11 protein-coding genes are annotated in these 12,366 nt (G+C 72.9%); 2 read left to right on the top strand and 9 right to left on the bottom strand.

Going from position 1 to position 12,366, the window contains the following annotated elements; translation table 11 throughout:
• Positions 1 to 145 precede the first annotated feature (145 nt).
• The 4 genes from HCJ94_RS12420 to HCJ94_RS12435 all read right to left on the bottom strand — a co-directional run bounded on the left by HCJ94_RS12420 (position 146) and on the right by HCJ94_RS12435 (position 5,151).
• Positions 146 to 736, bottom strand: coding sequence for a GTP-binding protein (locus tag HCJ94_RS12420; protein ID WP_130321597.1), 591 nt, complete (start codon positions 734 to 736; stop codon positions 146 to 148).
• 1 nt (position 737) lies between these two features.
• Positions 738 to 1,115 carry a DUF742 domain-containing protein gene (locus HCJ94_RS12425; protein WP_130321596.1) on the bottom strand — a complete coding sequence of 126 codons (378 nt, stop codon included), beginning with the start codon at positions 1,113 to 1,115 and terminating at the stop codon, positions 738 to 740.
• 92 nt (positions 1,116 to 1,207) lie between these two features.
• Positions 1,208 to 1,612 (bottom strand): roadblock/LC7 domain-containing protein, encoded by a 405-nt coding sequence (locus HCJ94_RS12430; protein WP_109901346.1) that lies wholly within the window; start codon positions 1,610 to 1,612, stop codon positions 1,208 to 1,210.
• Entirely contained in the window at positions 1,609 to 5,151 is a 3,543-nt protein-coding gene (locus HCJ94_RS12435) for a sensor histidine kinase (protein WP_168001157.1), read from the bottom strand. The genes HCJ94_RS12430 and HCJ94_RS12435 overlap by 4 nt, the downstream gene beginning before the upstream one ends.
• A 460-nt stretch (positions 5,152 to 5,611) precedes the next feature.
• Here HCJ94_RS12435 and HCJ94_RS30105 point away from each other — a divergent pair, with 460 nt between their 5' ends.
• Positions 5,612 to 5,950, top strand: a complete 339-nt coding sequence (locus HCJ94_RS30105; RefSeq protein ID WP_240944162.1) for a hypothetical protein — start codon at positions 5,612 to 5,614, stop codon at positions 5,948 to 5,950.
• Between the two features lie 31 nt (positions 5,951 to 5,981).
• Here the strand turns inward: HCJ94_RS30105 and HCJ94_RS12445 are convergent, their stop codons facing one another.
• Positions 5,982 to 7,061, bottom strand: coding sequence for an adenosine deaminase (locus HCJ94_RS12445; RefSeq protein WP_168001159.1), 1,080 nt, complete (start codon positions 7,059 to 7,061; stop codon positions 5,982 to 5,984).
• Between the two features lie 143 nt (positions 7,062 to 7,204).
• Between HCJ94_RS12445 and HCJ94_RS12450 the strand changes: the two genes are divergently transcribed.
• The gene (locus HCJ94_RS12450) at positions 7,205 to 8,221 is read left to right on the top strand and encodes a putative RNA methyltransferase (RefSeq protein WP_168001230.1); all 1,017 of its coding nucleotides are present in this window, start codon (positions 7,205 to 7,207) and stop codon (positions 8,219 to 8,221) included.
• Between the two features lie 6 nt (positions 8,222 to 8,227).
• Here HCJ94_RS12450 and HCJ94_RS12455 read toward each other — a convergent pair whose 3' ends face one another.
• From HCJ94_RS12455 to HCJ94_RS12470, 4 genes are all read right to left on the bottom strand, one after another.
• On the bottom strand, positions 8,228 to 8,908 hold the full coding sequence (locus tag HCJ94_RS12455; RefSeq protein ID WP_168001160.1) for a DUF4272 domain-containing protein: 681 nt from the start codon (positions 8,906 to 8,908) through the stop codon (positions 8,228 to 8,230).
• Positions 8,909 to 9,010: 102 nt separating this feature from the next.
• Positions 9,011 to 10,291: a thymidine phosphorylase gene (locus HCJ94_RS12460; protein WP_168001161.1), complete on the bottom strand. Its 1,281-nt coding sequence runs from the start codon at positions 10,289 to 10,291 to the stop codon at positions 9,011 to 9,013.
• 75 nt (positions 10,292 to 10,366) lie between these two features.
• Positions 10,367 to 11,071 carry a cytidine deaminase gene (locus tag HCJ94_RS12465; RefSeq protein WP_168001162.1) on the bottom strand — a complete coding sequence of 235 codons (705 nt, stop codon included), beginning with the start codon at positions 11,069 to 11,071 and terminating at the stop codon, positions 10,367 to 10,369.
• Between the two features lie 14 nt (positions 11,072 to 11,085).
• The gene (locus HCJ94_RS12470) at positions 11,086 to 12,366 is read right to left on the bottom strand and encodes an ABC transporter permease (protein ID WP_168001163.1); all 1,281 of its coding nucleotides are present in this window, start codon (positions 12,364 to 12,366) and stop codon (positions 11,086 to 11,088) included.

Genomic DNA, 12,366 nt, shown 5'->3' on the forward strand with positions numbered 1-12,366 from the left:
CGGGGACGTGGCCGTCCACGGGGGACGGCTGGGTTCTCCGCCGTGCGGTCAGCTACCCGAGGCCGGTCGGACGCGCCGCCGTACGCGGACAGCACGACGCGCCCGGTGGCGGCCGAGGCCATCACCGGGCGCGAACGGGCGAACGTCAGGCCCGGGCGACGGCCCGCGAGCGACGCATGGTGAGCACGTACTCGACCAGCGAGATCAGCACGTGCTTGGTCGACTCCCGGTTCCGGGCGTCGCACGCCACCACCGGCACGTCGCTGGAGATGGCCAGCGCGTCCCGGACGTCCTGCGGGTCGTGGTACTGCATGCCGTCGAAGCAGTTGATCGCGATCAGGTACGGCAGCCGCCGGTGCTCGAAGAAGTCGATCGCCGCGAAGCAGTCGGCGAGCCGGCGGGTGTCGACCAGCACGACCGCGCCGATGGCACCACGGACCAGTTCGTCCCACATGAACCAGAACCGGGTCTGACCAGGCGTACCGAACAGGTACAGGATCAGGTCCCGATCGATCGTGATACGGCCGAAGTCCATGGCCACCGTGGTCGTCGTCTTCCCCGGCACCTGCCGGTTGTCGTCGACGCCCACGCTCGCGGAGGTCATGATCGCCTCGGTCGTCAGCGGCGTGATCTCCGAGACCGAGCCAACCAGCGTCGTCTTCCCGACGCCGAATCCACCGGCGATAACGATCTTCGCCGACGTCACGCGCCCGCTCGGGGTCGGCGGGCGCGACATGTCAGAGCCTGCGAAGTCCACTCAGCACCCTCTCCAGCAGTTCAGTGCCCACCGCGTCGTCCGAGTCGTCCAGGATGGTCGGCTCGTGGACCGCGACCAGGCCGTCCGTCGCCATGTCGGCGATGAGCACCCGGGCCACACCGAGCGGTAGCTGCATCCGCGCCGCGATTTCGGCTAGCGACTGCACGCGTCCGTCACACAGCGCGGCGATGTACTGGTGCTCGCGGCCCTGGCCGCCGTTGCCGTTGGCAGCGGCCCGGCCGCGCACCGTCGTCTCGACGAGCGCTTCCATCGCGATGTCGAGTCGGGGGCGGGTACGACCACGGGTCACGGCGTATGGACGGACCAACGCGCCGGTCGGTTCGTCACGATCGGCCATGTCGCCGCTCACCTCCTTCGTACCCCGGACCGGCTGGCGCCGGTCGAACCCCTCGTTGTCGTTGCCCCGCCGACCGCACGGTCAGCGGAACGTCAGCCCAGCATGCCCGCGGCCGCACGCGGCTGCGGGGTCAACGCGTCGCCCACCCGGTCGACCAGCAGGGCCATCTCGTAACCCACCTGCCCGACGTCGCAGCTGCGGGCGGCGAGCACGGCGAACGACGAGCCGTCCGAGATGGACATCAGGAACAGGAAGCCGTTGTCCATCTCGACCACCGTCTGAAGCACGGCACCGCCCTCGAAGCAGCGGGCCGCACCCTGGGTGAGGCTGACCAGGCCGGACGCGATGGCGGCCAGCTGGTCGGCCCGGTCACGCGGAAGGTCCCGCGAGGCCGCGAGGAGCAGGCCGTCCGCCGACACGGCGACCGCGTGCGCGACTCCGGGCACCCGGTCGGCGAAGTTGGCGAGCAGCCAACCGAGATCCTGCGTAGTTGTCATCGTTCTTGCTCCTTCTGCCCGCTCCCGGCCACCGGGCCAGAGCCAGACTGCGAGGACTGCCCACCCGGAGTCTCCTCCGGGGTGGTCGGGTTGCCGTCGGAGGGGTTGCGACGCCCACGCTGGACACCGCGGTGGTAGGCCGACAGCAGGCCACGGACCGATTCGGGAGTACGCCGCTGCACCGACGTCGCGGGCTTCTCCACCGCACCGGGTACGAGCTGCGCCATCGGCGTGCGCTTCGGGAGCCCGGTGGAGGTGGTCGCCTCCACCGGCACCTCGCTGGCCGCCGAGGCCGCCCGCCAACCGTCGTCCGCGGCGGTCTGCCAGCCGCCGCTGGACGGCGTGCGCCGCTGGGCGAGCCCCTCGGCGGGAGTGCCGTTCCCGTTCGCCGTCGAGCCGTTCTGGCGCGGAGCGCCGCCGGACGTCGGGGTCTCTGCCATCGGTGCGTTACCTGTCGTTGCGGGTCGTGTCTGCTGCGCCGGTGCCTCGACCCGGGCGAACTGCTGGGTCGTGGCGCCGCCGTTCGTCCCGGCCGCCTTGGCGGCCCCGGCGGCTTTGGCGGCCTCCTCCGGCCCCGGCCGGCGGGTACGGAACCAGGCCGACTCCAGCTCCCGGAAGATCGGCAGCTCCATCGTCTCGTCCGCGTACCGCTGCCGGTTCTGGGCCGGCTGCGGCGTGGTCGGCCGCGCCACGGCGGGCGGCGTGGCCGGAGCCGGCCGGGCGACCGGCGCCGATGGCGTGGCGGCCTGCGGCGGCACCGGAGCCGACTGCTGCGGCGCCGGGTTCGCCATCGGCTCGGTGGCCGGGCGCGCCACCCGGGGCAGCTCGGTGGTCATGTCCAGCGCCGCGGCGAGCCGCTCCGGCACCGCCGGGGTGGTGGGCGCCGCACCCGGCACCGGCGGCCAGGCCGGCGGTGCTGACGGGGCCGGGGCCGGCGTCGACGAGACCGGACGCTGGGGCAGCGGCATGGGGTACGGCTGACCGGACGCCGGGGCCGCCGAGATCGGCTGCCCGGAGACCGGCGACGCCGATACCGGAGAGGCGGAGATCGGCATGCCCGAGGTCGGCGGGCTGGAGACCGGCGGCCCGGAGTACGGGACCGGCGGAGCCGACACCGGCGGAACCGGCGGCGCCGAGTACGGGCGGGTCTCCGGGCTGCTGGGCAGCTGCCGCGGGATCGCCGGCTGCTGTCCGGTGGTGGCCGGGTCCGCCTGGGTACGGCGCTGCGGCAGCGGGTCGATCGGCTGGCCGTTGGAGGTGCGCGGGGCGAACGCGTCACCGCTGTTGGCCCCGTTGACGACGGGGGTGGCGCCGGTGAGGTCCGACCAGGCCGGCATCCCCCGGGCCGCGGGCGCGCCGGCGCCGTTGCGGTGCGCCGGGTCGAACGGGCGGCCACCGAGCGTCACCTGGTTGCCGGACTCGCCGGGGCGCGGGCCCGGGACCGGGACCGGCGCGGCCGGGCCGTTGCCGAGCGCGGGCAGGGCCCCGAAGGCCGGAGCCGGGCCGGTGGCGGCCGGCGGCAGCGCGGGGGACGGCTGCATCCGGCCCGCCAGCGCCCGGGGCACCAGCACCGCGGTCGGCAGGGTCACGTCCGCGACGGTTCCCCGCTCGGCACCCGGCCGCAGCTCGACCCTGACGCCGTGCCGGGACGCCAGCCGGGCGACCACGACAAGACCCATCATCCGGGAGACGGCCACGTCCACCTGCGGCGGCGTGGCGAGCTTGTCGTTCAGCTCGCGGAGCTGGTCCGGGCTGATGCCGATGCCGCGGTCCTCGACGTAGAGCGACGCGCGGTCGCCGACCCGGCGAGCCTCGACGACGACCTGCGAGTCCGGCGGCGAGAACGCCGTGGCGTTGTCGAACAGCTCGGCGACGAGGTGCACCAGGTCGTTGACGGCGTGCGCCGCGACCTCGATGTCCCGGTCGATGATCCCGAACTCGATCCGCGTGTAGTGCTCGACCTCGGACTGGGCGGCCCGGAGCACGTCGATCAGGGCGGCCGGCTCCCGCTGCACACGGGTGGAGTCCGCACCGGCGAGCACCAGCAGGTTCTCGTCGTTGCGGCGCATCCGGGTGGCCAGGTGGTCGAGCTGGAACAGCTCGGCCAGCCGGTCCGGGTCCTCCTCGCCGCGCTCCAGCCGGTCGAGGTGGCCGATCAGCCGGTCGACCAGGATCTGCGACCGGCGGGCCAGGTTGACGAACATGGTCGCGACGGACGCCCGCAGGGCGGCCTGCTCGGCGGCGGTGCGGACGGCTTCGAGGTGGACCGCGTTGAACGCCTCGGTCACCTGGCCGAACTCGTCCTTGCTGCGCACCGGCAGCGGCTCGGCGATCTGGTTGGCCAGCTGCACCGGGGTGAGCTGTCCGGTCACCTGCGGGTCACGCAGCCGGGCGACGGCCTGGGGCAGCCCGTACTGGGCGATGGAGAGGGCGCCCTGGCGCAGGTCGCGCAGCGACCGGGCCATCGAGCGGGCGACGAGGTACGCGAAGAGGATGGCCAGCAGCAGCATGACGAGCAGCAGGCCGGTCTCCAGGAACACCTGGCGCTGCACGTCCGACCGGATGTCGTCGGCGAGCCGGACCGCGTCCGCGTCGACCTTCGCCTCGACCTTCCGGACCAACCCGGTGTGCGCCGTCATCGCGTTGTTCCACTGGTCCGGCGTGAAGCCGGCGGCACCCAGGTCGCGAGCGTCGGACAGACCACGCAGCGTGCTGTTGTAGCCCTCCGCCTCGCGGAAGTCCGGACCGGCCACGGTCTGGGTGAAGAACTCCCGGTCGGGCTGCTCCGCGATGGTGTTGAAGGTCTCCAGCCACTGCAACTGGCCCGTGTAGGTCGAGATGTAGGTGTTACGCAGGGCCGACGTGAGCTGCCCCTGGATGATGGCGACGTGGACCACGTCCCGTTGCTGGGCCAGGTACTCCTTGTTCCTGGCCAGGGCGGTCGCGGTCCGCATCTCGTCGCTCAGCTCGATGTCCCCGGCCAGCTGGGTGGCCGAGTCCCGCAGGTTGAGCATGTCGGTGAGCAGCGCGTCGTACTGCTGCTGGGCCTGGGAGAGGCTGAGCCGGCCGTTGAGGACCTGGCTCCGCGTGCCGGGCAGGTCGATGAGCGTCCGGTCGATGAAGCGGAGCTCGTTCTGGAGGTCCCTCGGCAGGTCGTCCACCTCGGCCCGCTGCCGGGAGTACGCCCCCTTGGCCTCGTCGACCCGGGTGGCGGCATTCTCGTACGCCTTCCGCCGGGCCTCGACCTGCTGGCTACCCTTCGCACCCGCCAGCCGGATCGCGCTGGTCCGCTCGTCCTGCAGCCGGTTGACCAGCTCGCCCGAGTGACCGACCAGGGCGGTGAGGTCACCCGCCCGGTTGGCGTTGTTGAGCGTCTGCAGGTGGTCGACCAGACCACTGGTACCCACGACGACCGTGGCGATGGTCGGCACGATCATGATGAGACCGAGCTTGGACCAGATCGGCATGTCGCGGAGCCGACCGGCCGGCCGGCGCAGACGCGACAGGAAAGAGCCTGCCGTCTTTGGCCGTTTGCTCACGTCACCGCCCTCGCGATTGCAGCGTCCGCGTTACCCTCGGGCAACGCCCAGCGGCCGACCCGGCGGGTCGGACCATCCGAGATTCCATCACGCCGCCTCGGAAACTGAAAGCCCAGGTTGGCCGTCGCGGAGGGTGTGATGAGATGTTCTTGGGTTCTAATCGCAGTCCGTCTGGCCGGAGTTACTGAAAGTAATGGAACACCCCTACCGAGTTGTCCTGCTTGCCGGCCCTTCGGGCTCCGGAAAGTCGTACATAGCCCGACGAACCGGGCTGCCGGTCCTCTGTCTGGACGATTTCTACAAGGACGGCGATGACCCTACGTTGCCGCGACAGGACGGCCAGATCGACTGGGAATCGCCCGCTTCCTGGGACGCCGGAGCGGCCGTTGAGGCGATCGTCCGCCTGGCCCGGGAGGGTCGGGCGGACGTACCGGTTTATGCCATCGGGGAGGATCGCAAGGTGGCCACACGGCCATTCGATCTAGCCGGTTCGCCACTTTTCGTCGCCGAAGGGATTTTCGCCGCCGAGATCGTCGCGGAGTGCCGCCGCCGCGGGGTGCTCGCCGGCGCGTACGCCCTCCGCCGGCCGCGGGGCGCGACCTTCGTCCGCCGGCTGGCCCGCGACCTCGCCGAGCAGCGCAAGGCGCCCAAGGTCCTGGTCCGGCGTGGGGTGGCCCTGCTGCGCGCCGAGCCGACGGTGCTGCGCCGGCAGACCGGCCTCGGTGCGGAGGCCGCCCGCGCGGGCGAGGTGCTGCGCCAGGTGGCCGGCCTGCTCGCCGGCCACCCTCACCGCTCCTGAGCCGCCGGGCGCGCACCCGGTCGGGAAGCGGTCAGCCGATCAACTTCGCGTACGCCGGCTTGATCACCTCGTCGATGATCCGCAGGCGCTGGTCGAACGGGATGAAGGCGCTCTTCATCGCGTTGATCGTGAACCACTGGAGCTCGCGCCAGCCGTAGCCGAAGGCGTCGACCAGCAGCGACATCTCGCGCGACATGGAGGTGCCGCTCATCAGCCGGTTGTCCGTGTTGACGGTGACCCGGAAGCGCAGGTCCCGCAGGAGCCCGATCGGGTGGTCGACGATCGACGCGGCGGCGCCGGTCTGGACGTTCGACGACGGGCACAGCTCCAGCGGGATCCGCTTGTCCCGCACGTACGCGGCGAGCCGGCCGAGCACCGGCTCCGGGCCGGGCGTGATGTCGTCCACGATCCGTACGCCGTGGCCGAGCCGGTCGGCACCGCACCACTGGATGGCCTGCCAGATCGACGGCAGGCCGAACGCCTCGCCGGCGTGGATGGTGAAGTGGAAGTTCTCCCGCTGGAGGTACTCGAACGCGTCCAGGTGCCGGGTGGGCGGGAAACCCGCCTCGGCGCCCGCGATGTCGAAGCCCACCACACCGGTGTCCCGGTGCCGTACGGCCAGCTCGGCGATCTCCTGCGACCGCGCGGCGTGCCGCATGGCGGTGAGCAGGGTGCCGACCCGGATCGGCGTGCCCGCCTCGGCGGCGAGGGCGCTCCCCTCCTCGAAGCCGGCGACGACGGCCTCCACCACCTCGTCCAGCGTGAGATTCCGCTCCAGGTGCTGCTCAGGGGCGAAGCGGACCTCCGCGTAGACTACGCCGTCGGCGGCCAGGTCGAGCGCGCACTCCCGGGCCACCCGCCGCAGCGACGAGGCGGTCTGCATGACCGCGACGGTGTGCGCGAACGTCTCCAGGTACCGCTCCAGCGAACCGGAGTCGGCCGCATCGACGAACCAGCGCCCGAGCGCCTCCGGGTCCGTGGTGGGCAGCTCGTGCCCCACCTCGGCGGCCAGCTCGACGATCGTCGCCGGCCGCAGGCCACCGTCGAGGTGGTCGTGCAGCAGCGCCTTCGGGACCTTGACGATGTCCTCGTACCGGATACTCGCGACCATGCTCAGACCCTAGTGGGCGCCGGTCGCCACGCGTGCCGGACCACCGCGTCGCGTCGGCCGGATCACGGCGGCCGGCTTCGGTAGTTGACGCGTCAACGAGAGCGATAGGATCGACGGCATGGGTGACCGGACGGGCGTCTGAGATGGACCCCCGCATCGTCGCGCGCCTGCGCTGCCCCGTCTGCGGAGAGCCGCTGGCCGAGGTCACCGCCGGCACGGCCCACGCGCTGCGCTGCCCGCGCCGGCACAGCTTCGACGTGGCCCGCCAGGGATACGTGAACCTGCTCGCCGGCCGCGCCCCGCACGCCGGGGACACCGCCGAGATGGTGGCGGCCCGGGCCGACTTCCTCGCCGCCGGCCATTACGACCTCATCTCAGCCGCCCTGACCGACGCCGCCACCGAGGCCGTCGCCCGCCACCGTGCCGCCCACCCGGACGCCCTTTGCTCTGTTTCAACCCACGCACCAGAAACCGCGCCGGACCGTTGCGTGGAGGTGAGCAGAGCAAAGGGGCCGGACGAGGCATCCGGGCCGGCGCGACCGCCCGAGCCGGGAGAAGTGCCCTCGACGGTGCCCGACCCCGGCGCGTACCCCCTGGTGGTCGACGCCGGTGGCGGGACCGGCCGGCACCTCGCGGCGGTGCTGGCGGCGCTGCCGGACGCCGTCGGCCTCGCGCTGGATGTGTCGAAGCCGGCGCTGCGCCGCGCCGCGCGCGCCCACGAACGGGCGGCGGCGGCCCTGGCCGACACCTGGCAACGGCTGCCGCTGGCCGACGCGTCCACCGCAGTGCTGCTGAACGTGTTCGCGCCGCGCAACGGCGCCGAGTTCCACCGGGTCCTCGACCCGGCCGGCGCACTTCTGGTGGTCACCCCGGCCGTCGACCACCTCGCCGAGCTGGTCGACACGCTCGACCTGCTCCGCGTGGACCCGGCGAAGGCGGAACGGGTCGCCGACAGCCTCGGCGGGCACTTCGTCGAGGAGTCCGGCACCGCGCACCGGGCCCGGTTGACGCTGACCCGCACCGAGGTGGCCACGCTGGTCGGCATGGGCCCGAGCGCCTGGCACACCGACCCGGCCGGGCTCGCCGCCCGCATCACCGCCCTGCCCGAGCCGGTCCCGGTGACCGTGTCCGTGCGGCTCGGGGTGTACCGGCCGCGCTGAGCCGGCTCAGGTGGAGAGGTCCACCTCTTCCCAGCCCGGGGGCTCGTCGTGGTACGGCCCCCGCAGGATCACCGCCCACTCCAGCGCCCACCGACGCTGCCCGATCGCGTTCGCGTCGACCAACCCGGGCGGCACGCGACCGGCCCGCTCCACCTCCAGGTACGCCCAGTCCAGGCAGTAGTGGAGGTCGAGCAGGGCCGCCGCGTCCGCGGGATGCTGCGGCGCGGCGAGGACCCGGGACCGCCAGCGCCCGAACGTCTCCCCGGCGGCGATGTTCGGCATCCGCTCCACCAGCCGCTCGTCCACCGGCAGCGTGGGGTCGAGCTGCTTGGTCAGGCCGAGCACCCAGGCCAGCGCGAACAGCGCGTCGTGGTGCAGCACGAACGAGCGGTGGTCACCCTTGCCCCCGGTGACGAACTGCCACTCCGGCGGCGTGACCGTCTCCATCAGGTGCGAGGTGAGCAGCCAGCTCATCGCCGCCTGCGGCGGCATGCCGAAGCAGCGGGCCAGGATGAGGTGCAGCACCGCGATCCGCGCCTCGATCTCGGCGGTCGGGCGCAGCTCGATCTCGTCCCCGGGCTCCCACACGAGGGGGAACTGCACCGGCGGCAGCGGCAGGCCCAGCCGGGCCAGCTCGTCCAGGCTCGCCTCACGTACCGCGCGGGGATCGGGGGCAGGTACGGCCACGACGGATCATCCTCGTCTGTTCGTGCCGGCTCGGCGCCGGGTCGTCCCCCCTGGCCAGGGAGGATAGCCCCACCGTCCCGAGCATCGGAACGGCGGGGGCGATCAGCCGATCCGCTCGATCACCAGCGGCGTCGCGCCGGGCGCGGCGGGCGCGATCCGCACCGCCCGGGCGGCCTCGTCGCGCGCCGCCGGGATCCGGCCGGCGTCCTCGGCGCGCAGCTCGTAGAGGGGCTCACCGGCCCGGACCGGGTCGCCCGGGCGCTTGCGCAGCACCACACCCGCGGGCACCGACACCGGGTCCTCCTTGCGGGCGCGCCCCGCGCCGAGCCGCCACGCGGCCACCCCCATCGCGTACGCGTCGACCTCCGCGAGGAAGCCGTCGGCGTCGGCGCGCACCACCTCGACCTCGGGCGCGGTGGGCATCGGGGCGTCCGGGTCACCGCCCTGCGCCCGGATCATCGACCGCCAGACGTCCATCGCCCGGCCGTCGCGCAACGCGGCCTCGGGATCGGCGTCCGGCAGGCCGGCCGCGTCCAGCATCTCCCGGGCCAGGGCCAGGGTCAGCTCGACCACGTCGGCCGGGCCACCGCCGGCCAGCACCTCGACCGACTCGGTCACCTCGACCGCGTTGCCGATGGCCAGCCCCAGCGGGGCGGACATGTCGGTGAGCAGGGCGACTGTACGCACGCCGTGCGCACCGCCCAGCTCGACCATCGTGCGGGCCAGCTCGCGGGCCTGGTCGACGGACTTCATGAACGCGCCCGAGCCGACCTTGACGTCCAGGACCAGGGCACCGGTCCCCTCGGCGATCTTCTTGCTCATGATCGAGCTGGCGATCAGCGGGATCGCCTCGACGGTGCCGGTCACGTCGCGCAGCGCGTACAGCTTGCGGTCCGCCGGCGCGAGGCCCGGCCCGGCCGCGCAGATCACCGCGCCGACCTCGCGGAGCTGGGCGATGAACTCCGCGTTGCTCAGCGCCGCCCGCCAGCCCGGGACCGACTCCAGCTTGTCGAGCGTGCCGCCGGTGTGGCCGAGGCCGCGTCCGGACAGCTGCGGCACGGCGGCGCCGCAGGCCGCCACGAGCGGGGTGAGCGGCAGGGTGATCTTGTCGCCGACGCCGCCGGTCGAGTGCTTGTCGACGGTCGGCCGGTCGACCGCGGACAGGTCCAGCCGCTCGCCGCTGGCGATCATCGCGGCGGTCCAGCGGGCGATCTCCGGCCCGGTCATCCCGTTGAGCAGGATCGCCATGGCCAGCGCCGACATCTGCTCGTCGGCGACCACACCCTTGGTGTACGCGTCGACGACCCAGTCGATCTGCGCGTCGGAGAGCACACCCCCGTCCCGCTTGGCCCGAATAACATCAACCGCCGCAAAACCACTCATCAGATAGATCTTTCCTCGTCTGCTGGCGTTACCGACCCGCCATCCTCGACCTGGGCGGGGCGAGGCCCCTCAAGCTCAGCCACCCCAGCGGATCGGGATCTCCATCGGCGGCTCCCCCTCGCCCGCCCAGAAGACCGTGCCGGACGCGTCCACCACGACGACGCGGGGCGTCCGCGCCAGCCCCCAGGTGATCGCCTCGGCCGGGTCGTCCCAGCTCGGGCCCTCCTCCAGCACACCGGTCTCGGCGCCCTCGGTGTCCCCGGCCGACCGCTCCCAGTACGCCGTCCACACCTGCTGACCGGCGGACAGGTCGGGATGCACGAACACCGTGCCGCGCCCGCGCCAGGCGGCCAGCCGTTCCGGCACCACCGGCAACGGGGTCTCCCCGGTCACCGCCTCCAGGTCCTCCACGCCGAAGGCGTGCGGCAGCAGCTCGGCCATCCGCAGCGGGCCGCCCTTCGCCTCGATGAGGCACTCCGGGCCGCCCTGCTCCCAGAGCAGCTGCCGGCAGCGCCCGCAGGGCATCAGCGGCTCACCGGTCGCGTCCACGCAGGACAGCGCCACGATCCGGCCCCCGCCGGTGGCGTGCAGCGAGGAGACCACGCCGCACTCGGCGCAGAGCACCACGCCGTACGCGGCGTTCTCCACGTTGCAGCCGACCACGACGCGGCCGTCGTCGACCAGGGCGGCCGCCCCCACCGGGAACTTCGAGTACGGCACGTACGCGTGCCGCATCACCTCGGTCGCGGCGGCGCGCAGCCGCCCCCAGTCGATCTCCATGCGGTGTTCCCCCGTCAGCCCTTGATGTACGGCTTGCCGTCGGCGGCCGGCGCCCGGACCTTGCCGACCAGGCCGGCGACCGCCAGGATCGTCGCCAGGTACGGCAGCATGGCCAGGAACTGGCTCGGGATGGTGCTGTTGATCGCGCCCAGGTACGTGGCGAGCTGGTCGGCGAAGCCGAAGAACAGCGCCGCGAGCAGCGCGCCGGTGGGGCTCCACCGTCCGAAGATCAGCGCCGCCAGGGCGATGAAGCCCTTGCCACCGATCATGTTCTTGGTGAACGAGAAGAGCGCCAGCGTGTACGACGCGCCGCCGATGCCGGCGACCACGCCGGCCAGCAGCACGTTGCGGTAGCGCAGCCGCAGCACCTTGACGCCCAGCGTGTCGGCGGCCGTCGGGTGCTCGCCGACCGAGCGGGTCCGCAGACCCCACCGGGTGCGGAACAGCGCGATGTGGATCACCAGGACCAGCAGCAGGCCGAGGTAGAGGAAGATGTTGCCGCGGAACAGCGCCGGCCCGATCAGCGGGATGTCCGACAGCAGCGGGATCTCCCAGCTGCTGAATCGCGGCGCGCTGTTGTACCGCTCCGCGTCGGTCTGCATCAGCCGCTCGTAGAGGAAGCCGGTGACGCCGACCGCGAGCAGGTTCAGCACGATGCCCATGACCACCTGGTCCACCAGGTAGCGGATCGCGAAGACGGCGAGCAGCAGCGAGATGAACGCGCCGCCGATGGCCGCGGCCACCAGGCCGACCCAGACGTTGCCGGTGATGCTGCCGAAGAGGGCACCGCTGAAGGCGCCCATCAGCAACTGGCCCTCGATGGCCACGTTGACCACGCCGGACCGCTCGCAGAGCACGCCGGCCAGCGCGCCGAAGATCAGCGGCAGGGCCAGGATGAACGTGCCCCGTACGACGTTGACCAGCGGCATGAAGTTCTGCCCGGCCGGGGCGGCGGAGACCTGCCAGCACAGGAAGCTCAGCACGAACCCGACCAGGCCGGCGGTGAGCACCAGCGTGAACCAGCGCTTCGGCAGCCCGGCGAGCATCGCCACACCGGCGGCGAGCGCGACCACCCCGAACAGGATCGCGCCGAGGGTGCCGTTGACCGCCAGGGCGGCGCCGGCCGCGTCCTCGCTGAGTGTGAACCGCGCCTGCTGGTCGGTGGCGAGCGCCCCGAAGAGCACCGCCGCCAGCAGGCCGAGCGCGGTCAGCACCAGGCCGACCTTGCGGGTACGCGTCCAGAACCCCTCGTCGACCGGGGCGACCGCGACGTTATCGACAGCCATGGTGGACAC

Source organism: Micromonospora thermarum, assembly GCF_012034245.1.
GTDB lineage: Bacteria > Actinomycetota > Actinomycetes > Mycobacteriales > Micromonosporaceae > Micromonospora > Micromonospora thermarum.